Source organism: Bacillus sp. M5A3_1b (assembly GCF_053345335.1).
Window position 1 is genome coordinate 42,081 of record NZ_JBKEZY010000012.1, and the last position, 22,839, is coordinate 64,919.

Below are 22,839 nucleotides of genomic sequence, written 5' to 3' on the forward strand. Positions count from 1 at the left end.
GAAGATAGCCTTTTGTTTTTATTAAAATGCCCAGTTACCTTTACGGAAGATAGGCTCATGTCTGCCATCATCTGTAATACCATCGATATCAAGCTCGGCTGATCCGATCATGAAGTCATTGTGTGTAATACTAGTGTTCGCACCATTTTCAGCAAGTTCTTCTTTAGACATTGTTTTTCCACCAACTAAGTTGAAAGCATAAGCACTTCCGATTGCAAGGTGGCAAGATGCGTTTTCATCAAACAGCGTATTGTAGAATAAAACATTTGTGTTTGAAATTGGTGAATCATGAGGTACTAAAGCTACTTCTCCTAAGAAGTGAGAACCTTCATCTGTTTCTACTAAATGTTTTAAAGCCTCTTCACCAGTTTCAGCTTTATAATCTACGATACGTCCGTTCTCAAATGTTAACGTGAAGTTATCGATAATGTTACCTGCAAATGCTAACGGTTTTGTGCTAGATACTTGGCCGCTTACACCTGTTTTAAGTGGCATTGTAAATACTTCTTCAGTTGGAATGTTCGCCATAAATGGTACGTTCTTTTCATTTAAGCTACCAGCACCAGCCCATACATGCTTTTCTGGAAGTTCGATCGTTAAATCTGTTCCAGGAGCTGTATAGTGAAGGGCTTTATAATGTTTTTCGTTTAAGTAATCAACTTTTGTATGTAACGTTTCATCGTGTTCTTTCCATGCTTCCACAGGATTTTCTAAATCCGCACGAGTAGCTTTGAAAATAGCATCCCATAGTTTTGCTTCTTGTTCTTCTGGTGCAACGTCAGGGAATACTTTCGCAGCCCATTCTTTCGTAGGAACAGAAATGACACACCAGCTTACTTTATCAGCTTGTACGTAATCACGGTATACTTTCATTGCTTCACCAGCTACTTTATGAGCTGTTGCGATACGCGTTGATTCTACACCTTTTAATAAATCAGGGTTTTCTGCATAAATAGACATAAATGCAGCACCTTCTTTTGCTAATTCTTCACGAGCGTGTGCTTTCCAAGATGGGAACTCAGCGAATGCTTCTTCAGGAGCTAGGTCGAACTTTAAGCGTGTTAACGTCTCATCATTCCAGTCCACATATACGTGTTTTGCACCAGATTTATATGCTTTTTCTGTAACGAGGCGCACAAATTGTACAGCTTCAAGAGGTGCACTAATTGATAATGTTTGTCCTGGTTGAATATTAACACCAACATTGACTGCAAGAGCAGCATATTTCTCTAACGTTTGTTCAAATGACATATGTATAATCTCCTTTAATTTGAAAGATTTCTTACTATATATAATACAAGAAAATTCAAAAAATATATATAAATATAGCGTAAAAAGAGAGCTCAAAATATATTGAGCTCTCATCGTTATTTAATCGAAGAAGCAAATTGTTCTACGGTCGTCGTATGGTGTATGCGAACACGCTTCATTTTTAACAACTCATCGGGTTCACCTTTCGTAATGAATTTTCCGGGTTTTGTTGTCGTCGCAAATTGATAATATTTCTTCGTTTCTGCAACAACTTTATCATCCACATGACCGAATGGATAAGCAACTGCAGTAACAGGCTTACCTGTTATTTTCTCTAGCTTTTCCTTTGATTCTTTTAATTCTTCTTCATAGTTTGTAATTTTCGGCAAGTCTGCATGTGTTGCAGTATGAGATTGCATAGAGAAAATGCCGGAATCAACCATTTCTTTTATGTCAGATGTAGAAAGTGATCCTTCAGCATCGACATTATTAACAATCATATATTCTGTTGCTGTTGGTTTAAACGTATCATCTTTTAGCTTTTGTAAAATATGAAATCCATTTATATTATTTTTCATACCGTCATCAAATGTAACAAAGATAGGTTTATTAACTTTATTTATATCGCCCCAGCGTTCAAAAGTTAGTAATGTATAGCCGTTGTCCTTTAAATATTTCATTTGAGCTTCAAAATTAGCAGGTGATACGAATAAATCTTTAATGCCTTGTCCGTGATAATCATCGATTGCATGGTACATAAGAACGGGAACCTTTTGCTCGAAAGTAATAGCAGATTTTGTGAGTGGAATGGTTTTCCCATCCTCTTTCATTCCTATTGCTTCAATTTGGAACTCACCGCGTTTTCCTTCAAATTCTTTTATGTCAAAATGAAGTGAAAATTGCTTTTCCTTTTCTTTAGAAGAAAAAGGTTTAGCACTTTCCTTCCCATCAGCTGTGCGCCAAATTTTATATTGTACCTCACTTAAAGTATCCTTTATATCTGTCATATGAATAGTAGTGTTTGTAGATTCGTGTGTAATCGGATGATAAGAAATTTTACCTTGTTCTTGCACAGTCTCTTCTTGTTTCTTAACTTCTTGAACCTTTTTCTCTTTTTTAGGTTCCTGGTTTACATTGCTAGTATTACAGCCTGCTAGAATGGCAGATGTACATAAAGCAATTGCTGCGTATTTTCTCATGAAATCACCTTCTATTGTGTATTATGTTGCATACTCATATTTAAAATCCCCACCGCTGTAAGAGAGGTGGGGATATACCCTTGTACATCATATCATTTTAGTAATGAGACAGGTTTTTAATAGAGCCATTTCGACTGTTTTTTAGTAAAGTTTACTTTATAAGAGATATGAATTTTTCCATTGATGTATTAGGCCCTACAAAGTGGCGTTTAATTAAGTACTGTTCGTTTGGCATCCCTTTTGTAATGTGATTACCGTGATCAGTAGTTACTGCGAACTCATAATGTTTTTTTGTTTCTTCAACAGCTGGATCATTATAAGAACCTACTGGATAGGCAAGAGCGATGACCTTTTTACCAGTAAGGGCTTCGATTTTTTCTTTCGAACTACGTAATTCCTCATCATAATTGCTTGAATGAGCCATCATCGTATGATTAGCAGTATGTGATTGAATAGAAAAAATGCCTGAATCCATCATTTGTTTTATCTCATCTGTTGATAGACGATTTGGTTTGTCTATCTCATTTGAAGTAAGGAATTCAGTAGCCGTAGGTTGAAATCTATCATCCTTTAATTTTTGTAAAATATGAAGAGCGTTCATATTATTTTTTCGACCATCATCCATCGTTACAAAAACAGGTTTATTTACACGATTTATATCATTCCAACGTTCAAATGTAAGCATCGTATAACCGTTATCTTTTAAGTATTGCATATGTTTTTCGAATTGCTCAGGTGGTACGTATAAGCCGTAATCCCCATCACTTGGTCCAGGGTATTTTTCAATCGCATGGTACATTAATACGGGTACATGTTGCTGGAATGTAATTTTAGATGTTACTAGATTTGTTTCAGTATGATCTTCTTTGATTCCTACTGTTTCAATTTGAAATTCGCCACGTTTTAAATGAAATGATTTTAAATGTAGTGGGAGGGCAAAGTCACGTTCTTTTTCTTGTGAAGTAAAAGTTTGTTTGTTTTCAGGACCATCAGCAGTACGCCAAATATTGTAACGTACTTGTGTGAATGAATCTCTTAAATCCTTTGTATAAAGCGTGGTATTTTGTGCGTTATATTCATACGGATCCCATGTAATAATCCCTTGTGTTAAAGGCAGTTCAACCGCTTTCGCTTTTTTTTGTTCAACTGTTTGTTTCGCCGTTGCTTCTTTTATTTGTTTATCACTAGTGCTACTAGTGTTACAACCTACGAGAATAGCAGAAGAAAGTAAAGCGATATATGTATATTTTTTCATTCTATCATCCTTCTATTGTGTTTTAATTATCATCACTTATGTCTTGAAATTATCATTCGTATAAGTGACACTAACTCAAATTTTTGATTTTAAAAATTTGAGTTATACCCTTGTACATCATATCACTATAGAATATAGAGGGGAATACATTTTTGGAATAATTCGGAAAAACACCTTATATTTTTCTGGTGAGGTTTACATAAAAATACATTTAGAAGATGAAAAAACTCCACCTAAACTTCCTTTAGAAAAGGAGAAGTAAGGTGGAGTTTTTTATTAAATAAATAATCCAGCGATTGTTGCAGATAAAATAGAAGCAAGTGTTGATGCAAATAACATTTTCCAACCGAATCTAGATACGACACTTCCCTGTTTTTCAGAAAGAGCACGGATTGTCCCAACGATCGCACCAATTTGGCTAATACTTGCGAAGCTAATTAAGAATACTGTAACGATTCCGACTGTACGTGGAGATAATGTTGATGCAACACCTTTTAAATCAAGGATTGCTACAAACTCGTTTAATACAATCTTCGTACCCATAATTCCACCAGCTGGGATAATATCTTGAGTTGGAATACCCATTAAGAATGCGAATGGAGCAAGTATATAACCGAAGATTTGTTGTAAAGTAACAGCATATCCCATTGCACCTGAAGCTGCGCTAATTACGTAGTTTACAACTTCCATCACACCGATGAAGGCAATCATTAATGCAGCAACGATACCAGCTACTTTTAAACCATCAAGCGCACCGTTAATCATTGCGCCGATAAAGCTGTCTCCGAATAAAGTTCTATCAAATTTTTGAATCACTTCATCTTCTTTCTTCGTATCAACTGGTGTTAATAGCGAACAAACGATTAAGCTTGAGAATAAGTTTAGTGGAAGAGCTGCTAGTACATATTTCGCATCTAACATCATTACATATGATGCTGTAACAGAAGCAGAAACGGAACTCATTGCAGAACAACAAATAATAAACATACGGTTTTTGTTAAAATGCTGTAAATCGTTTTTAATAACGATTAACGCTTCACTTGAACCGAAGAATACAGAGTTTACTGCGTGGAATGACTCGACGCGTGGTAAACCAGTAATTTTTGAAATTGCACCGCCGACAACGCGAACGATGAATGGTAAAACACCTAAATAACTAAAGATAGAAAGTAGTGCTGAGAAAAATACGATAATTAATAATACATTTAAGAAAAAGACAAAATCTCTTTGAATTCCATTAAAGAGAAAATCGACACCTGTCGTACCAAGTTTAATTAGTTTGTTGAAAACTTTACTAATGAAGATGATAATTTGTTGACCAATTTTTGTGCCAAACATAAACCAACCGATTAAAATTTGGAAACCAATCATAATAGCAATTGCACGGAAGTTGATTTTACTTCTATTGTTTGACAAAGCAAAGCATAAACCTAAAACGACAAGAATACCGATAATGCTCATTACATATTGCATGTAGTTGCCCCTTTCAGAAGTTCGTATAAAGTTTGTACATAAAACGCTCGTTATATTACTAAAAATAAAACAAAGAGGTTTTATGTCATACGTAAGATGTCTGACCTTTTAGAAAAATAAAAATAAAAAAAGACCCATATGGATTCACTTTCATCTATGAGAGAAAGCTAATCAATATGAGTCCTTTTTTGCACATAGGCTAATATTCATTAGTTTTCCCCATAGTCCAGCAATTTAAGGTTGCCGGGTAGAAACTCTCGATCCATATTATCGAATATATATGAGGTAACATCGTCCGTATTAAATTAGTAGTAGCGTAACATTAACAGAGAACTATCGTCAATAGCTTTTTTTCTTCCGATAGAAATAGACCATATAAGTATGATAAAATGTAACGCAGTGTTATGAAAAAGAGAGGTCGGAAAATGAGTACAAAAATGACGCCACCAGTTGAAAAAAATGATTTTATAGATGTAGTATTTGAAGATTTAACACATGATGGTGCCGGTGTTGCGAAAGTAAAGGGCTATCCTATTTTCGTTAAAAACGGATTACCAGGTGAAGAAGCACAAATTAAAATTATTAAAGTGAAGAAAAACTTCGCATTCGGTCGTTTAATGAAGCTTCATACAGAGAGCCCATATCGTAAAGATGCAGAATGCCCAGTGTACAATCAGTGCGGCGGTTGTCAGCTTCAGCACTTAACATATGAAGGACAATTACAAGCGAAAGAAAAACAAGTACGTGACGTTATGCAGCGCATTGGCGGATTAAGCGATGTTCCTGTGCACCCTGTACTTGGTATGAAGAACCCATGGGTATACCGTAACAAAGCACAAGTACCAATTGGAGAGCGTGAAGGTGGACTTGTAGCTGGTTTCTATCGCCAAGGAACACATGACATTATTAATATGGAATCATGTTTAATTCAGGCAGAAGAAAACGATACATTAATCCAGGAAGTAAAACGTATTTGTGAAAAACATGGTATTTCGGCATACAACGAAGAGCGTAACAAAGGAACACTTCGCCACGTAATGGCTCGTTACGGACAAGTAACAGGGGAAATTATGCTTGTCTTCATTACTCGTACAGCAGAATTACCAAACAAAAAAGCAATCATTGAAGAAATTGCTGCGAAATTCCCAGAAGTAAAATCGATTGTTCAAAACGTAAACACGAAACGTACAAACGTAATCTTTGGAGACACAACGACAGTACTGTACGGATCAGAATACATTTATGACTTTATCGGTGACATTAAATTTGCCATTTCAGCACGTTCATTCTATCAAGTAAACCCAGAGCAAACGAAAGTGTTATACGATAAAACGTTAGAATATGCAAAACTAGATGGTAACGAAACAGTAATTGATGCCTATTGTGGAATTGGATCAATCTCCTTATTCCTAGCGCAAAAAGCGAAAAAAGTGTACGGCGTTGAAATCGTCCCAGAAGCAATCGAAGACGCAAACCGAAACGCAGCACTAAACAACATGACAAACGCTGAGTTTGGCGTAGGAGAAGCAGAAGTAGTTATTCCAAAATGGTACAAAGAAGGCATAATCGCCGACACAATGGTCGTAGATCCACCGCGTAAAGGTTGTGATGATGCACTACTAAACACAATCATCGACATGAAACCAAAACGCGTCGTATACGTATCATGTAACCCAGCAACATTAGCACGTGACTTAAAAGTACTAGAAGAAGGCGGATATAAAACGCAGGAAGTACAACCTGTTGATATGTTCCCGCATACGACTCATGTGGAGTGTGTAGCTTGGCTTAAGTTGGTATAATAGGAAAGCAGTTGATATAGGAGAATCTATACCATCTGCTTTTTGGTTTACAAAAATACCATTTATAAGCGATTTTAGTTAAAATAAATATTGCTGATTTTCATAAATTATAAATTGAGAGTTTGAAATTGTATTCATAGTGAGAGGATTTGAATTTGAAATGATAGATAATTTTTGGCGTGATTTACCACGACCATTTTTCGTACTTGCACCAATGGAAGATGTGACAGACGTTGTTTTCCGTCACGTAGTAAGTGAGGCAGGTCGCCCAGACGTATTCTTCACAGAGTTCACAAACTCGGATAGCTATTGTCATCCAGAAGGTATGAAAAGTGTACGTGGCCGTTTAATTTTTACAGAAGATGAACAACCAATCGTGGCGCATATTTGGGGAGATAATCCTGAATATTTCCGTCAAATGAGTATTGGTATGGCAGAGTTAGGATTTAAAGGTATTGATATTAACATGGGTTGCCCTGTACCGAACGTAGCATCAAGAGGAAAAGGTAGCGGCCTTATTCTACGTCCAGACGTTGCGGCAGAACTTATTCAAGCAGCAAAAGCGGGCGGACTACCTGTCAGCGTAAAAACACGACTGGGCTTTAAAGAATTAAGCGAATGGGAAGATTGGTTAACGCATATTTTTAAACAAGATATCGCAAACCTTTCTATTCACTTACGTACAAGAGAAGAAATGAGCCAAGTCGATGCGCACTGGGAGCTAATTCCAGAAATTAAAAAATTACGTGATCGTATTGCACCAAATACGCTAATAACAATAAACGGAGACATTCCTGACCGTAAAACTGGGCTGGAACTTGCTGAAAAATACGGCATTGATGGTGTAATGATCGGACGAGGTATCTTTAAAAATCCATTTGCTTTCGAAAAAGAGCCAAGAGAGCATAGCAGTAAAGAACATTTAGATCTTTTAAGACTACAACTCGATCTTCAAGATCAATATGCAGAAGTATTACCACGCTCTATCACAGGACTACATCGCTTCTTCAAAATTTATGTAAAAGGCTTCCCGGGAGCTGCTGAACTAAGAAATCAATTGATGAGCACAAAATCGACGGATGAAGTACGCGCATTACTTGATAAGTTTGAGGCGAGTGCTAATGTGGTAGAAGGTAGTGAAACGGTGTAACTTTTGAAAGTTACACTGTTTCATTTTAATTAAGGTGAACTGTACCACAAATAAAAAGTAAAACTTAAGTAAATATAATCAATATATTTCACTTGAATTTTACGTAACATTCACGTTTGAGTTGCCTACCAAATTAGAGTTGCATAAAAAGAAATGGACTAAACTATATCAGGTTAGTCCATTTTTAAGTGTGTTAATTAATAGTAAATCCCCATCCTTTTTTGCTTTATTAATATTATCCTTAAAGGAAGGAGCTATCCCACTACCAACTAAAATACCTTTTACAGTATTTGATTAAAGGCGTTTCTATCGATAGGACCTTTCTTAATTTCTAATACAATAAATTCGTTATTAGAAGTATCTCTTAATAATAAATAAAATCATCCCCACAAGCATTAATCCACCTAAGACTACAAAACCTCCCCCTAAAATGTTAAAGTAGTAACTTAACGACATTCATTTACACATGCTAAAAGCATTAAGATAATCAACATTTCAGGAGGCAAAACAATGGCAATGAGCAACAACGATATATTAAAAAGAGTAAGGTACGCTTTAGATATAAGAGATATAGATATGGTAGAAATCTTTAAACTTGGTGGTATGGAAGTAACGAAAGAAGACGTAGTTGATATGCTTACAAAAATAAAGAGAGCTCCTCAGCATGAAGCTGAAAATGATGATGTAATCGAAGATGAGTACGTAAAAACATGCGATATGATGATGTTAGAGGCATTTTTAAATGGATTTATTACTTTAAAAAGAGGAAAGCAAGATCCGAAACCAGGACAACCAGCACCTGTACAAAGCAAAGAGAGTGCGAATAACCTTCTTCTAAAGAAAATGAAAATTGCACTATCTTTAACGAGTGAGGATGTACTTGATATATTAGATAGCGTAGGCGTTACGGTAACAAAGGGAGAACTAGGCGCTCTATTAAGAAAAAAAGGCCATAAAAATTACAAAGAGTGCGGCGATAGATACGCAAGGAATTTCATTAAGGGATTAGGTGTAAAGTATAGAGGGTAATGAGTCCGATGAATCGGTAAATGATATAATAGGTAGAGTAGGGCGTTTGTGTCCTATTCTTTTTTATTTGTAAAATAATACACTAGGTGATGAAATGATACATACATATTTAGGTGAGACAATTAATTTTCATATAACTTATAAGAAGAAAAAGTCCGTGCGTCTTTTTGTAGATTCGTATGGAAATGTGGAAGTGCAGGCTCCGAAAGGGACACCTGTTGAATACTTAGTCCAGCTGCTGGAGGAGAAGTGGGATTGGATTCAGAAAACACGTAAGGAAATGCAGGAGCGAGCGCTTGGACCACAGGAAAAGGATTATGATCAAGGAGAGGGTTTTCTGTATTTAGGAAGTACGTATCCGATACAGATTTCCCAAGATGCAAGCATTGAGCAAGACAATGCAGTGTTTGAAGAGGATAAGCTACATATTTATGTGAAAGAGCTTAAGGATGAGAAAGTCCAGCAGGCTTTAAAACGATTTTATTATAAGCAGTGTAAAACTTTAGTAGAGAAGAGTATTAAAGTGCATCAAAGTAATTTCAAAACAAAACCGCGTTCTATTCGTATTACAGATAGTAGCCGCACATGGGGTACTTGCGATTCAAATTTACAGCTAACATTTAATTGGAAGTTAGCGATGGCACCACAGCAAGTAATTGATTATGTAGTTGTTCATGAAATGTGCCATATGGTTCATTTAAATCATGATCGCTCTTTTTGGCGTCTTGTCGGGAAAATAATGCCTGATTATAAGGAAATGGAGAATTGGTTAGCGTTATCTAGTTGGAAGATGACGGTTTAATTATTAATTTGGAATAAAACCAAGTAGAACCCTAATACATTAGGGTTCTTTTTGTATATGAATTATCTTCTAAACTTTACAATGAAAGTATCTTCTTTTTTTTCCATCTCATACCCACGATACCCCTCCGAAAGCAATGCCTGTTGTTTCCCAGCATCACTCATCAGAATATGCTTAACATCTGTCCAATCTCTTTCTTTATCACTGCGCAATTCCTTCACAAAAACATACCGCATACTCCCGCCATATTTTGCCTTCAATGCAGCAATCTCCATTCCTTGCGCAAATTTATCCTTTAAACTTGGAATGTTAAAAGGAGCAACGGTGCAGCAAACGTAATCGTATTTGCTGTCTTCTTTTTGTAATTCATCCATGATAACTGTCGCCAATATTTTTTGCATCCCATTTCCTCGGCTGTTCGGGTGAACATTTGAAATTTCTTGATAGATGACGCGGTGTAGTTCGCTTTCTGGTATACCAATATCAAGTCCTAAATGTTCATCGTCGATAGGAGGGACGAGTAGGGCACGAAATGCGATGAGTTCGTTTTCTATAAAAGCACCGATCATCATGCCGTTTCCTTCTAGAATGTATTGAAATTCTTCTAATGAGAGTGGTTGTAAGCGACTTTTATCCTCTAGCGCCTCAACTACAACGTTTTGTAGTGATAAGATTTGTTCAATGTTCTCTAGTGTTAGTAATGTAACGTGAAATGGTTCGTTATTTTGTTTTAATGATCCTTTGTATAGAACCGTCATGCGTTAGTCCTCCTTTAGCGTACAACGTCTTGAAAGACGGTTAGTTCTTGTAATGTATTTTGGTTTATTTCAATGCCGAGTCCTGGCTTTTCGTTTAAGCGAATAAATGGTACGTCGTAATGTAAGTTTCCGATGTCTTTCGTGAACTTTAATGGACCTGTAAGTTCAACGCTCGTAATGATTTTTTTCGAGAAAGCGACATGGAATCCTGCGGAAGAGGCAACGGATGATTCGACCATGGATCCAACTTGGCATTCAATGCCTGCCATTTCTGCTTGATGAGCGAGTTTTACAGCGGGATATATGCCGCCGCATTTCATTAGTTTTATATTTACTTTATCAGCCGCGTCTAATTTAATGATTTGGCGCATTTCACGAGAACCTTTTAATCCTTCATCAATCATAAGCGGAAGGTCTGTTTTAGAACGAATGTGAGCCATTGCGTCAATATCGTCCGCTATAACAGGCTGTTCAATCCAGTCGATGTTTAAATGATCTAATGAACGAAGTGCCGTTAATGTGTTGGCGCTATTTTTCCATCCTTGGTTTACATCAACGCGAATCGCAATATCATTTCCTACACGTCCACGTACCGCTTCAATACGTTTTACATCTTCTTTTACATTCGTACCGACTTTCATTTTGAAAGATCGGTAACCTTTTTGAATCATGGAAGCAGCTTCTTCAGCCATGTCTTCAGGTTCGGCGATACTTAAGACGTGAGTGACAGGGAAGTCTTCATGGTAGCGTCCGCCAATTAATTGATATACAGGTTGATTTAGTTTTTTGCCCATTATATCAAAACAAGCAATATCAATTGCGGCCTTCGCAGTAGGCACACCGTAAATTGTATTGTCCATCATATCGTGTATTTTCTCGATATTCATTGGATTTTGCCCGATGAGCGCAGGAGCAAGTGTATGTTTTAAAGTATGGAAAGTACTTTCCCATGATTCGCCTGTAACGTGATCATCAGCAACGCCCTCACCGTAACCGATAATGCCTTCATCTGTTTCCATTTTGACGATAATAGAAGGCATATCAGAATAAGAACCATAACTAATAACAAACGGATCGCGAAGTGGTAAACGAATTGCGTAAAGATGAATAGCTGTAATTTTCATTAGGTAGAGACCCCTTCCTGTTTACAATAGTTTTGTACATTTGATATAGTTGACGTTAAATAGTCGTTAATTAATGATAAGGAGTTAGAGAAATGATGATAAAAATTGCAGTTGTCGGTTCAAAAGAGTTTATGGAGACACTTTTACCTGTCGCTCATAAACTAGAAGAAATAGAGATTGATCCATATATTTACCTTCATCCGGCGGAATCTTCTGAACTTTTAAAGCGTTTAAAGCCTTGTGACTTCATCTTTTTCTCAGGTGCTTTACCTTATTATATGGCAAAAGAAATAAGAGAACAATTACGAATTCCAAGTACGTACTTACAGCAAGACGAGACAACGGTCGTATCTTCCATTCTTTCTGTCATGTATCACCAAGGTATTCAACCACATAACATTTCAATTGATTTAGTAGACCGCTCATTCATTACAAATGTGTTCCATGATATCGGTATAAAAGAAAGTCCGCAAGTGTTTGATTATGAAAATATGCTGTGGAGTAAAGAAGAAATAAATAGGATTATGGATTTTCATATAGCTAAATATCAATCAGGAGAAGCTCATTTAGCTTTAACTAGTATTCATGCTGTCTATGATGAACTTCAAAAAATAGGTATTCCTTCAGAGCGTATGATTGATCCAACACAGTCCATTATACATGGGTTAAAAGATGCAAAAATAAAAGCTGAGTTAGCAAAAAGCCATTCAGCTACTGTCGGTGCTTGTATGATTTCTTCTTTAGAATTACGAGAAGGTTTGCTTGAGCAATTAGATGCTATTTCAAAAGCACTATGTGGTTCATTTAAAAAAGTTGATGAAGTGACGTTCATTTTGTATACGACTCGTGGTGATATTGAATCGATTATAAAAACAAATATGATAAATAATTTATTTGCGAATATAGAAAGAACGATAGCTATTGGATTTGGTTACGGAAAAACTGTGAAGGAAGCAGAGCAAAATGCTAAAATCGCTCAAAGTTTCGCGAAGAATAATCCAATAGACCACTGTTTTTATATACTAACAAGTGATAAAGAACTATTTGGTCCGTTCCCGAAAGAACAGAGAGTACAAAGTTTGAAGAATGACAACCCGGAACTCATGAAAATAGCGAAGGAAACGAAACTAAGTCCAGCAAACTTATCAAAAATTATTCAATTTAGTCAATCACATCCATCATTGAATTTTACAGCAGCAGATCTTTCTGAATACTTACAAGTGACTCGCCGATCAACAGAAAGGTTATTAAAGAAACTAGTTGATTATGGGTATGCTCATATTTGCGGCGAGGAAATGCCCTATCAACAAGGGCGCCCCCGCGCAATATATGAAATGAATTTACCGGTATCTCTAAGCTTCTAGTTGAGCCTTTTGTTTTTTTAGTAGTTCCGCTTTTTCAATGTCTGATAGTTTCGTAATTGTGAGACCAGTTATGCCGTAAAGGATTGAAATAATAGGTACGATGAAATTCAATATAGCATAAGGAGCATATTCGAATGCGCCAACTCCAAGTGTTGCGAGTATAAATACACCACATGTATTCCAAGGTACGAAAACAGAAGTTAATGTTCCGCCATCTTCTAATGCTCTGGATAAATTTTTAGAATGTAGTCCTTTTTCTGTGTATGCATTTGCGTACATTCTTGAAGGAACAACAATCGAAATATATTGTTCAGAGCAAGTAAGGTTGGTTGCAAAGCAAGATGCGATAGTAGAAGCGATAAGTCCTTTTGCTGATGTCGCTAATTTTAAAATTTGATTTACAATTGCGCGAAGAATACCAGTATGTTCTAATACTCCTCCAAAGGTCATAGCGACAATTGTCATCGAAACTGTATTCATCATCGAATTTAAGCCACCACGGTTAAAGAGTTCGTCTACTAGCTTGTTGCCAGTGTCTATGACAAATCCATTTTGGAGTGCACCGACAGATGAGGAGACAGAACCACCTTGAATAAAGACTTGTGATAAAAATCCTAAAATGATACCTACGAGAATAGCTGGTATAGCAGGAACTTTTTTAGCGACCAATACCATAACGACTACAGGTATGATTAGTAGGAAAGGAGAGATAACAAAGTTTTGTTGCAATACTTGTAATGTTTGATCGATACCTTTTGCATCAATATTGTTAGCGCCGAAGCTTCTTCCTAAGAACGCATAAACGATAAGAGTAATAATTAAACCTGGAATTGTAGTAAATAACATATGACGAATATGTGTGAATAAATCTGTATTTGTTAATCCTGCGGCTAAGTTTGTCGTGTCTGAAAGCGGTGACATTTTATCGCCGAAGTAAGAACCGGAAATGATAGCACCGGCAACCATTGGAGCTGGGATTCCCATACTTAGGCCAATTCCCATTCCTGCAACACCAATTGTTCCCATTGTAGACCAAGAGCTACCGATAGCTAATGCAACAATAGAACAAATAATTGTAATTGAAACTAAAAATAGTGATGGAGTTAAAAGATTTAAACCGTAATAAATCATTGTTGCGACGATTCCGCCGCCAATCCAAGCACCGATCGTTAAACCTACTAGAATAATGATAACGATAGCGGGTAATGCGAGGCGAATTCCTTTATACATTGCTTCTTCAATGTCGTTCCATTTGTAACCGTAACGCCAAGCGACGATAGAAGCAACGGTTGTACCGATAATAAGTGGGACGTGAGGGCTTTGTTTTAATACAACAATTGTAACCATCATAACTGCAACTGTAATGATAATAGGGATTATTGCTACGCCAAAAGGTATTTCTTTTTTCATAAACTGCCTCCTCATTATGTATGTTTATATTTTTAGAATTGTCGCAAAATAGACGCTATTAAGTTATAATAACTAAAAAATGATATAAGCGTCAATAAAAAACAGAAAATAAGGAATGTTCTATCGTTATGAAGTGAGTTGTCGATTGCATTTAAAAATAAACAATTGACTTTTTTCTTAAAATTCAATATGTTCATAAAAACATCTGTTTTTCATAAGTATAATTAACCTGAATGGTTTTGGAATTTGGGAAGGAGAATGTAGCTTTGAAAACATTAGAACTACAAGAGCGGTTAACTGAAATTTTTCAGTATTTACATGAAAACCCTGAAGTGAGTTGGAAAGAGCATGAAACGACAGCGTATATTACTAACTTTTTAAAAGAAGAAGGAATTTCATATAAAATATTTGATGATTGCCCAGGCGTGATTGCTGAAATTGGAAGCGGAAATCCAGTTATTGCAATTCGTGCCGATATGGATGCACTTTGGCAAGAAGTGGACGGAGAGTTTAAAGCGAATCATTCATGTGGTCACGATGCTCATATGACAATTGTGATGGGGCTTATTTTACAATTGAAAAATATGAGATGGGATAGTGGAACGGTTAGGTTTATTTTTCAGCCGGCAGAGGAAAAAGGAAATGGTTCTTTAAAGATGGTAGAGAAGGGTGCCGTGGATGATGCTGACTTCTTATTTGGTGTTCATCTAAGACCGATTGAAGAACTACCTTTGAACCAAGCTGCCCCATCTATTCGTCACGGAGCAGCAGGATTTTTAGAAGGAACGATTCATGGAGATGATGCACATGGGGCACGTCCGCATCAAGGGATAAATGCAATTGATGTCATTTCTATGATTAATATCGGTTTAAAAAATATATGGTTACCACCGCAAAGCTCCTATTCAGTGAAGATGACAAGGTGCCAAGCTGGCGGAGATAATTTAAATATTATTCCGGGTAACGGCCATTTTAGCTTAGATGTTAGGGCAGAGAGTAATACATTATTAGAAGAATTGAAGAAAAAAATAGAGCATGTAATAGAATCGGCCGCATCGATGGGATCGAAAACCTCATACAAATGGATCGACCTTGCACCAGGAGCTGAAGTGTCAGAAGAAGCTGAGCGCTTTATGCGAAAAGGAATTCTTGAAGTATACGGGGAAGAGGGATGCACTGGACCGCTGTATACGACAGGAAGCGATGATTTTCATTACTACACAGTGAAGAGACCACATTTAAAAGCTGTCATGCTTGGACTAGGGGCAAACTTACAACCTGGATTACACCATCCATATATGAAGTTCGATCATAGGTGTATTATGGATGGAGTAGAAATATTGAAACAAACTGTATTGAAAGTGTTAGAAGGCAGGGGCTAGAGAGCTCCTGTTTTTTTGTAGGAATTTGTCGTTAAGTCGATATCCTTTGTCGAAACGTCGATATATTGAGAAAATCGTTGATATATTTGAAATTACGATAGATATATTGAGAAAATCGTCGATATAATTTCACGTACCTATTGACTTGATGAAAAATGAGTCTCCAGTACATGGTGTATAATAATAAGTACCATTTCTTAATAGGAGAAGTCGAATGAACGAACAATATTATGATGCAGTTTTACATATAAAAACAGTCGGTGAGCAAAAAGGATTTAACAAGTCTATGCATTATCATCGTTATGAACCGACGCCGTATAGCGGATTAGATGAGTTATTGAATCAATATGAAATAAGAAGTAGCGACCAGATTATAGACTTTGGATGTGGAAAAGGACGATTGAACTTTTACATGCACCATAAGTGTGGTGCTTCAGCGATTGGAATTGAAATGAATGAAGAGTTTTATAAAGAAGCGTTGGATAATCTTGATCGTTATGCACGCAAGGTAAGAAACAGTAAAGATAAAATTCGGTTTGAATGCTGTTTAGCGCAGGAGTATGAGATTAATCCACGTGATAACCGGTTTTATTTCTTTAATCCATTTTCTATACAAGTATTTATGAACGTAGTAAATAATATTTTACTTTCGGTAGAAGAGGCGGAGAGAGAAGTTGATATTATTTTATACTATCCTTCTGAAGATTATATTTTCTTCTTGGAGAATCAGACTGCGTTTGAGCTGAAGAGGGAAGTAAGGTTGCCTGGGGCTTATGAGAAGAATGGGAATGAGAGGTTTTTAGTTTATACATTAAGATTATAAAAAAGCAGGTGCCGAGGCACCTGCTTTTCTTTACTCACGTCTATATAATTAGTTACGGATTAAGTAATCAAATGCACCTAAAGCTGCGTTTGCACCTGAACCCATAGAGATGATGATTTGTTTGTACGGATTATTTGTACAGTCACCTGCAGCAAACACTCCTGGTACATTTGTAGCGCCGTGCTTGTCTGTTACGATTTCACCGCGAGCGCGTTCAACTGTTTCGCCTAACCAGTCTGTGTTTGGCACAAGACCGATTTGTACGAATACACCTTGTAATTCAACGTGATGAACTTCTTCAGTTTCACGATCGATGTAAGAAATACCGTTTACTTTATCAGTACCAGTGATTTCTTTCGTTTGAACGTTTTTCAGAACAGTTACGTTTGGTAAGCTGTTAAGACGCTCTTGTAATACAGCATCAGCTTTTAATTCTGGCATGAATTCAAGAACAGTTACGTGCTTAACGATACCTGCTAAGTCGATAGCTGCTTCAATACCAGAGTTACCTCCGCCGATAACTGCTACGTCTTTTCCGATGAATAATGGACCGTCACAGTGTGGGCAGTATGCTACACCTTTATTTTTGAACTCAGCTTCACCTGGTACGCCAACGTTACGCCAGCGAGCACCTGTTGAAACGATTACGCTTTTACTTTTCAAAATAGCGCCGTTTTCAAGTTCCACTTCAATAAGTTCTTTTTTCTCTAAACGTTTCGCACGTTGTAGATTCATTACATCGATGTTGTATTCTTTTACGTGCTCTTCAAGGCTTGCTACTAGCTTAGGACCTTCAGTGCGTTTTACGCTGATGAAGTTCTCAATGCCCATAGTATCCATTACTTGACCACCGAAGCGCTCAGCAACGATACCAGTGCGGATGCCTTTACGTGCTGCATAAATTGCTGCACTTGCACCAGCAGGGCCGCCACCAACAACAAGAACATCGTATGGATCTTTATCAGAAAGCTCTGATGCATCTGGACCGTTACCCATTTTAGCTAAAATTTCTTCAAGTGTCATACGACCGCTTCCGAAAGATTCGCCGTTTAGGAAAACTGTTGGTACTGCCATGATGTCTTTGCTTTCTACTTCCTCTTTGAATGCAGCGCCATCAATCATAGTATGTGTAATACCAGAGTTTAGAACGCTCATTACGTTAAGAGCTTGTACAACATCAGGACAGTTATGACAACTTAGGCTGATATAAGATTCAAAATGATATTCGCCTTGAATGTTTTTAATTTGATCGATTAATTTTTGTTCAACTTTTGGAGCGCGTCCACTTACTTGTAGTAAAGCTAACACTAATGAAGTAAATTCGTGTCCTAATGGAATACCAGCGAATACTACACCAGTGTCTTCACCAGGGCGATTTACGCTAAAGCTTGGTGTTCTCTCTAATTCAACTTTTTCTACTGTAATCTTAGATGACATAGTAGCTAATTCGTCTACTAGAGCTAACATATCTTTAGATACGTCGTCGTCTCCAGCGCTTACTTTAAGTAAAATATCGTTCTCCATTAACTGAAGGTATTGGGATAGTTGTGTTTTTATATCTGCATCTAGTATCATTTTGATCGAACTCCTTAGATTTTGCCTACAAGGTCAAGGCTTGGTTTAAGTGTTGCAGAACCCTCTTGCCATTTAGCTGGGCAAACTTCACCTGGGTTGTTACGTACGTATTGAGCTGCTTTAATTTTGTTAACAAGAATGCTTGCGTCACGGCCGATACCGTCAGCATTGATTTCCATAGATTGGATAACGCCGTCTGGATCGATGATGAATGTACCACGAGCAGCAAGACCTTCTTCTTCCATTAAAACGTTGAAGTTTGTAGTGATTGTGCGAGTTGGGTCACCAATCATAATGTATTCGATTTTGCCGATAGTTTCTGAGCTATCATGCCATGCTTTGTGAGTGAAGTGAGTGTCTGTAGATACAGAGTATACTTCAACGCCTAAGTCTTTAAGAGTTGCATATTGGTTTTGTAAGTCTTCAAGTTCAGTTGGACAAACGAATGTGAAGTCAGCTGGGTAGAAACAAACTACACTCCATTTTCCTTTTAAACTTTCGTCAGTAACTTGGATAAATTCTCCATTATGGTAAGCATTAGCTTTAAACGGTTTTACTTCTGTGCCGATTAATAACATATTAAAATTCCTCCTAAATGTTGGTTTTGAGCATCAAAAAATAGTGTGCTCATAAAATATATTTTTTAATTAACTATAATAATTCTAATTCGATATTAATTATCATATAGAAGTGGTTATTTTGTCAAGAGAATAAACCAACTTTATATCAATTTAATTAATATTTATTCTCAATTAAGGGTGTTAGAGAATGAAAAGGTAGTTTTCATGTAATCGATTTTCAATGAGTATGTAAAAGTGTAGTGTGTATGTTAGAGACATGGTGTAAGTATAAATTGTTAGGAAGAGAATACTTCTTAGAAGTTGTGGAGTTGAAAAGGATTGCTTATTTCTATTTTACAAAGAATTGTGTGATAAATAAAATAAAATGAATTAAAATCTTTTTGAACAATTTTTATCATCTCAAATATATAATTAGGAAGTATATTGCAATGATAGAGAAACATTGACTCAAGATGTTAACAAGATATAATAAAACCTAGATATACCTTTCAAAAAGACGATATAATATAGGATGAAAAAATTTCAACCTATTATTTTTTATAGCTTTTAGAAAACGCTTACAATTGGTGTGGAGGGGAAACCATGTCTAAGTTCACAAAGTATTTTTTAATGGAAGCTAATGATGTGATTGTATATGTGAAAGAGAAATTATGTAAGTTTGAGGATGCAAAGGGGTTACAGTGTAAAGAAATAGGTGATGGTAATTTAAATTATGTATTCCGCGTTTGGGATGAACAGAAGAACATTTCTGTCATTGTAAAACAAGCTGGGGATACTGCAAGGATTTCAGATGAGTTTAAGTTGTCGACGGATCGTATTCGTATAGAATCAGATGTTTTGCAGTTAGAGGAGGAGTTAGCACCTGGGCTCATTCCAAAGGTGTATTTGTTTGATAGTGTGATGAATTGTTGCGTAATGGAAGATTTATCGGACCACACAATATTGCGTACAGCACTTATAAAACATCAAATGTTTCCGAAGCTTGCGGATGATTTAACGACCTTTTTGGTAAATACACTTTTATTAACATCGGATGTTGTAATGAATCATAAAGAAAAGAAGGAGCTTGTGAAAAATTATATAAATCCTGAATTATGTGAGATTACAGAAGACCTCGTATACGCTGAGCCATTTACAAATCATAATAAGCGTAATGAGTTGTTTCCGTTAAATGAAGGATGGATTAGAGAGCATATTTATAGTGATAAAGAGCTTCGTATGGAAGTCGCAAAACTTAAGTTTTCTTTTATGACGAATGCACAGGCGCTTATTCATGGTGATCTGCATACTGGTTCTGTTTTTGTAAAAAATGATTCCACAAAGGTTATTGATCCTGAGTTTGCCTTTTATGGACCGATGGGATATGACGTTGGGAATGTAATGGCGAATTTAATGTTTGCTTGGGTGAATGCAGATGCGACCATGACGCCTGGCGCTGAGAAGGATACGTATATGAGTTGGCTACAAGCGACAATGGTAGAGGTAATTGATTTGTTTAAGAAGAAATTTTTAGAGGCTTGGGATATTCATGTGACCGAGATTATGGCGAAAGAAGAAGGCTTTAACGAAGTATATTTACAATCTGTATTAGAGGATACAGCTGCAGTGACGGGGCTTGAGTTAATTCGTCGTATTGTTGGGCTAGCGAAAGTACAGGATATTACTTGCATCGAGAATGAGGAAGCACGTGCTAGAGCAGAACGTATTTGTCTTCAAGTAGCGAAGAAATTTATTTTACGGGCTAATCAATATAAAACAGGCACAAGCTTTGTAGAAACGTTAAAAGAACAGTCAATGCACTATGCAAAGTAAGGGGAGAAGATGATGGAAGAGCAATTAATACCCATCCAGTGGAAAGGTGATTCTTTAGTTTTATTAGATCAAACATTATTACCAAATGAGGTTGTCTATGAATCTTTCAAGACAGCTGAAAGCGTTTGGGATGCCATTCAAGTAATGAAAGTAAGAGGAGCGCCAGCAATTGGTGTTTCAGCAGCGTATGGTGTGTATTTAGGAATAAAGGAAGTTATTCAAAGTACGATGGAAGACTTTATAGAGGAAGTCAAAAAGGTATGTGCATATTTGGCAACATCAAGGCCGACAGCAGTAAATTTATTCTGGGCACTTGAAAGAATGGAGGCAGTCGCAGCAGAGAACTCACATTTATCAATCGCTCAGTTGAAAGATAGATTACTAGAAGAGGCAAAAGAGATTCATAGAGAAGATCAAGAAATTAACCGTCAAATCGGAGAACATGCATTAACATTATTCCATGATGGAATGGGAGTATTAACACATTGTAATGCTGGTGCGTTAGCGACGACTAAGTATGGTACTGCAACAGCTCCAATGTACTTAGCGAAAGAAAAAGGATGGGACTTAAAAATTTATTCAGATGAAACTCGTCCTAGATTACAAGGTTCAACGTTAACAGCATTAGAACTACAGCGGGCGGGAATTGATGTTACAGTCATTACGGATAACATGGCAGCTATGGTCATGTCACAAGGGAAGATTGATGCGGTAATCGTTGGGTGCGATCGTGTGGCAGCAAACGGTGATGTAGCAAATAAAATTGGTACATTAGGCGTATCTATTTTAGCAAAATACTACAACATTCCGTTTTATGTAGCAGCACCAACACCGACAATCGACTTAAAAACACCGACAGGAAAAGAAATTCCAATCGAGGAAAGAGATGCTTCTGAAGTGATTAATCGCTTCGGACAATATTCTGCTCCGAAAGAAAGTAAAGTATATAATCCGGCATTTGATGTCACGCCACATGAAAATGTAACAGCGATTATTACGGAAAAAGGGATTGTAAAAGCACCGTTTACGGAGAACTTAAAAAAGCTATTTCAATAAGTAGATAGATTTAAAAGGTCAGTCATCATAAGCTTCATACTTAGGGGGATGTATATGTTATTACAAAAAGAAAGAGAAGAAATTGTAGCGTATGGAAAGAAAATGATTTCTAGCGGTTTAACAAAGGGGACTGGGGGTAATATTAGTATTTTCAATCGTGAACAAGGTCTTGTTGCGATTAGCCCAAGTGGTTTAGAGTATTATGAAACAAAACCTGAAGATGTAGTTATATTAAACTTAGATGGTGAAGTGGTAGAGGGAGAGAGAAAACCGTCAAGCGAGCTCGATATGCACCTTATTTATTATAGAAATCGTGAAGATATAAATGCGCTTGTGCATACACATTCACCTTATGCGAAGACAATTGCATCATTAGGGTGGGAGCTTCCTGCTGTATCATATTTAATTGCTTTCGCAGGCCCGAATGTACGCTGTGCACCGTATGAAACATTTGGTACGAAGCAATTAGCAGATGCTGCTTTTGAAGGCATGATTGATCGCCGTGCCGTTTTACTTGAAAACCACGGTTTAATTGCAGGTGCAAATAACATAAAAATGGCGTTTACTGTTGCAGAAGAAATTGAGTTTTGTGCGCAAATTTATTATCAAACGAAAAGCGTCGGAGAGCCGAAGCTATTGCCAGAAGATGAGATGGCGAATTTGGCGAAGAAGTTTGAAGGGTATGGGCAGCAGTAAAATGGAGCAAAAACTGAAGTGAACCCGAATAGTGGTATATGAAAAAATACCTCTGGAATTCGCATACTTAGTATGCGAATTCCAGAGGTGTTTTCGTTTGAAGACAAGAGGATTCGGGTGCGGAAATTTCAAGGTAATCACAAGTGTGATCCAAAATTTAGATACACCGATACCGTTACTTTAAAAAGGTGTGTAATTGGTATTGGGAAGAAAAAATGGTTCAAATGGACGCACTATCAGTCTGATATTGTGGTTACCCCATTTTTAAAAATGACTAAGTGTCTAATAGGGTCATCA

At 36.8% G+C, this 22,839-nt stretch carries 19 protein-coding genes and 1 riboswitch; of the genes, 10 read left to right on the forward strand and 9 right to left on the reverse strand.

Annotated elements, in window-relative coordinates; translation table 11 throughout:
• Positions 1-21 precede the first annotated feature (21 nt).
• From ACLBWW_RS24885 to ACLBWW_RS24900, 4 genes are all read right to left on the reverse strand, one after another.
• Positions 22-1,251 carry an aminopeptidase gene (locus ACLBWW_RS24885; protein ID WP_048542037.1) on the reverse strand — a complete coding sequence of 410 codons (1,230 nt, stop codon included), beginning with the start codon at positions 1,249-1,251 and terminating at the stop codon, positions 22-24.
• Between the two features lie 116 nt (positions 1,252-1,367).
• Positions 1,368-2,450, reverse strand: a complete 1,083-nt coding sequence (locus tag ACLBWW_RS24890) for a polysaccharide deacetylase family protein (RefSeq protein ID WP_447614289.1) — start codon at positions 2,448-2,450, stop codon at positions 1,368-1,370.
• A 151-nt stretch (positions 2,451-2,601) separates the two neighbouring features.
• The gene (locus tag ACLBWW_RS24895; RefSeq protein ID WP_048542032.1) at positions 2,602-3,705 is read right to left on the reverse strand and encodes a polysaccharide deacetylase family protein; all 1,104 of its coding nucleotides are present in this window, start codon (positions 3,703-3,705) and stop codon (positions 2,602-2,604) included.
• Between the two features lie 276 nt (positions 3,706-3,981).
• On the reverse strand, positions 3,982-5,178 hold the full coding sequence (locus tag ACLBWW_RS24900) for a NupC/NupG family nucleoside CNT transporter (protein WP_001200511.1): 1,197 nt from the start codon (positions 5,176-5,178) through the stop codon (positions 3,982-3,984).
• Between the two features lie 202 nt (positions 5,179-5,380).
• Positions 5,381-5,482, reverse strand: a riboswitch (purine riboswitch).
• Between the two features lie 121 nt (positions 5,483-5,603).
• Between ACLBWW_RS24900 and rlmD the strand changes: the two genes are divergently transcribed.
• The 4 genes from rlmD (at position 5,604) to ACLBWW_RS24920 (ending at position 9,961) form a co-directional block, all read left to right on the forward strand.
• Positions 5,604-6,980, forward strand: a complete 1,377-nt coding sequence (rlmD, locus tag ACLBWW_RS24905; protein WP_016133496.1) for a 23S rRNA (uracil(1939)-C(5))-methyltransferase RlmD — start codon at positions 5,604-5,606, stop codon at positions 6,978-6,980.
• A 160-nt stretch (positions 6,981-7,140) separates the two neighbouring features.
• The gene (locus ACLBWW_RS24910) at positions 7,141-8,130 is read left to right on the forward strand and encodes a tRNA dihydrouridine synthase (RefSeq protein ID WP_098132567.1); all 990 of its coding nucleotides are present in this window, start codon (positions 7,141-7,143) and stop codon (positions 8,128-8,130) included.
• Between the two features lie 510 nt (positions 8,131-8,640).
• On the forward strand, positions 8,641-9,159 hold the full coding sequence (locus ACLBWW_RS24915) for a YehS family protein (RefSeq protein WP_048542023.1): 519 nt from the start codon (positions 8,641-8,643) through the stop codon (positions 9,157-9,159).
• A gap of 94 nt (positions 9,160-9,253) precedes the next feature.
• Positions 9,254-9,961, forward strand: coding sequence for a M48 family metallopeptidase (locus tag ACLBWW_RS24920; RefSeq protein WP_098077998.1), 708 nt, complete (start codon positions 9,254-9,256; stop codon positions 9,959-9,961).
• Positions 9,962-10,023: 62 nt separating this feature from the next.
• Here ACLBWW_RS24920 and ACLBWW_RS24925 read toward each other — a convergent pair whose 3' ends face one another.
• Positions 10,024-10,719, reverse strand: a complete 696-nt coding sequence (locus ACLBWW_RS24925; protein WP_262720689.1) for a GNAT family N-acetyltransferase — start codon at positions 10,717-10,719, stop codon at positions 10,024-10,026.
• A gap of 14 nt (positions 10,720-10,733) precedes the next feature.
• Positions 10,734-11,843 (reverse strand): mandelate racemase/muconate lactonizing enzyme family protein, encoded by a 1,110-nt coding sequence (locus tag ACLBWW_RS24930; protein WP_098122754.1) that lies wholly within the window; start codon positions 11,841-11,843, stop codon positions 10,734-10,736.
• A gap of 92 nt (positions 11,844-11,935) precedes the next feature.
• On the opposite strand from ACLBWW_RS24930, the gene ACLBWW_RS24935 reads away from it, so the two are divergent.
• Positions 11,936-13,207, forward strand: coding sequence for a hypothetical protein (locus tag ACLBWW_RS24935; RefSeq protein WP_048542014.1), 1,272 nt, complete (start codon positions 11,936-11,938; stop codon positions 13,205-13,207).
• On the opposite strand, the gene nhaC is transcribed toward ACLBWW_RS24935, so the two are convergent.
• The gene (gene nhaC, locus ACLBWW_RS24940; RefSeq protein ID WP_048542011.1) at positions 13,196-14,617 is read right to left on the reverse strand and encodes a Na+/H+ antiporter NhaC; all 1,422 of its coding nucleotides are present in this window, start codon (positions 14,615-14,617) and stop codon (positions 13,196-13,198) included. The two genes, ACLBWW_RS24935 and nhaC, sit on opposite strands and share 12 nt — an antisense overlap.
• Positions 14,618-14,883: 266 nt before the next feature.
• Here nhaC and ACLBWW_RS24945 point away from each other — a divergent pair, with 266 nt between their 5' ends.
• Together ACLBWW_RS24945 and ACLBWW_RS24950 are read left to right on the forward strand one after the other, a co-directional pair.
• Positions 14,884-15,999, forward strand: coding sequence for a M20 peptidase aminoacylase family protein (locus ACLBWW_RS24945; RefSeq protein WP_048542007.1), 1,116 nt, complete (start codon positions 14,884-14,886; stop codon positions 15,997-15,999).
• A gap of 214 nt (positions 16,000-16,213) precedes the next feature.
• On the forward strand, positions 16,214-16,822 hold the full coding sequence (locus ACLBWW_RS24950) for an SAM-dependent methyltransferase (RefSeq protein WP_048542006.1): 609 nt from the start codon (positions 16,214-16,216) through the stop codon (positions 16,820-16,822).
• A 48-nt stretch (positions 16,823-16,870) separates the two neighbouring features.
• Here the strand turns inward: ACLBWW_RS24950 and ahpF are convergent, their stop codons facing one another.
• Entirely contained in the window at positions 16,871-18,397 is a 1,527-nt protein-coding gene (gene ahpF, locus ACLBWW_RS24955) for an alkyl hydroperoxide reductase subunit F (RefSeq protein ID WP_098633423.1), read from the reverse strand.
• A 14-nt stretch (positions 18,398-18,411) separates the two neighbouring features.
• Complete coding sequence (ahpC, locus tag ACLBWW_RS24960) at positions 18,412-18,975, reverse strand: alkyl hydroperoxide reductase subunit C (protein WP_000924420.1); 564 nt, start codon at positions 18,973-18,975, stop codon at positions 18,412-18,414.
• Positions 18,976-19,560: 585 nt separating this feature from the next.
• On the opposite strand from ahpC, the gene mtnK reads away from it, so the two are divergent.
• The 3 genes from mtnK to ACLBWW_RS24975 are packed head-to-tail and all read left to right on the forward strand — an operon-like array spanning position 19,561 to position 22,542.
• Complete coding sequence (gene mtnK, locus ACLBWW_RS24965; protein ID WP_098221309.1) at positions 19,561-20,790, forward strand: S-methyl-5-thioribose kinase; 1,230 nt, start codon at positions 19,561-19,563, stop codon at positions 20,788-20,790.
• A gap of 12 nt (positions 20,791-20,802) precedes the next feature.
• Positions 20,803-21,846: an S-methyl-5-thioribose-1-phosphate isomerase gene (mtnA, locus tag ACLBWW_RS24970; protein WP_098068503.1), complete on the forward strand. Its 1,044-nt coding sequence runs from the start codon at positions 20,803-20,805 to the stop codon at positions 21,844-21,846.
• A gap of 54 nt (positions 21,847-21,900) precedes the next feature.
• A complete protein-coding gene (locus ACLBWW_RS24975) occupies positions 21,901-22,542 on the forward strand; it encodes an L-fuculose-phosphate aldolase (protein WP_000926561.1) in 642 nt (213 codons plus the stop codon).
• The last annotated feature ends 297 nt before the right edge of the window (positions 22,543-22,839 follow it).

What these genes read in the sequence shown, in the direction of transcription:
- ACLBWW_RS24885 (WP_048542037.1), bottom strand. Translation starts at nt 1,251, where the DNA reads ATGTCATTTGAACAAACGTTAGAGAAATATGCTGCTCTTGCAGTCAAT.
- ACLBWW_RS24890 (WP_447614289.1), bottom strand. Translation starts at nt 2,450, where the DNA reads ATGAGAAAATACGCAGCAATTGCTTTATGTACATCTGCCATTCTAGCA.
- ACLBWW_RS24895 (WP_048542032.1), bottom strand. Translation starts at nt 3,705, where the DNA reads ATGAAAAAATATACATATATCGCTTTACTTTCTTCTGCTATTCTCGTA.
- ACLBWW_RS24900 (WP_001200511.1), bottom strand. Translation starts at nt 5,178, where the DNA reads ATGCAATATGTAATGAGCATTATCGGTATTCTTGTCGTTTTAGGTTTA.
- rlmD (WP_016133496.1), top strand. Translation starts at nt 5,604, where the DNA reads ATGAGTACAAAAATGACGCCACCAGTTGAAAAAAATGATTTTATAGAT.
- ACLBWW_RS24910 (WP_098132567.1), top strand. Translation starts at nt 7,141, where the DNA reads ATGATAGATAATTTTTGGCGTGATTTACCACGACCATTTTTCGTACTT.
- ACLBWW_RS24915 (WP_048542023.1), top strand. Translation starts at nt 8,641, where the DNA reads ATGGCAATGAGCAACAACGATATATTAAAAAGAGTAAGGTACGCTTTA.
- ACLBWW_RS24920 (WP_098077998.1), top strand. Translation starts at nt 9,254, where the DNA reads ATGATACATACATATTTAGGTGAGACAATTAATTTTCATATAACTTAT.
- ACLBWW_RS24925 (WP_262720689.1), bottom strand. Translation starts at nt 10,719, where the DNA reads ATGACGGTTCTATACAAAGGATCATTAAAACAAAATAACGAACCATTT.
- ACLBWW_RS24930 (WP_098122754.1), bottom strand. Translation starts at nt 11,843, where the DNA reads ATGAAAATTACAGCTATTCATCTTTACGCAATTCGTTTACCACTTCGC.
- ACLBWW_RS24935 (WP_048542014.1), top strand. Translation starts at nt 11,936, where the DNA reads ATGATGATAAAAATTGCAGTTGTCGGTTCAAAAGAGTTTATGGAGACA.
- nhaC (WP_048542011.1), bottom strand. Translation starts at nt 14,617, where the DNA reads ATGAAAAAAGAAATACCTTTTGGCGTAGCAATAATCCCTATTATCATT.
- ACLBWW_RS24950 (WP_048542006.1), top strand. Translation starts at nt 16,214, where the DNA reads ATGAACGAACAATATTATGATGCAGTTTTACATATAAAAACAGTCGGT.
- ahpF (WP_098633423.1), bottom strand. Translation starts at nt 18,397, where the DNA reads ATGATACTAGATGCAGATATAAAAACACAACTATCCCAATACCTTCAG.
- ahpC (WP_000924420.1), bottom strand. Translation starts at nt 18,975, where the DNA reads ATGTTATTAATCGGCACAGAAGTAAAACCGTTTAAAGCTAATGCTTAC.
- mtnK (WP_098221309.1), top strand. Translation starts at nt 19,561, where the DNA reads ATGTCTAAGTTCACAAAGTATTTTTTAATGGAAGCTAATGATGTGATT.
- mtnA (WP_098068503.1), top strand. Translation starts at nt 20,803, where the DNA reads ATGGAAGAGCAATTAATACCCATCCAGTGGAAAGGTGATTCTTTAGTT.
- ACLBWW_RS24975 (WP_000926561.1), top strand. Translation starts at nt 21,901, where the DNA reads ATGTTATTACAAAAAGAAAGAGAAGAAATTGTAGCGTATGGAAAGAAA.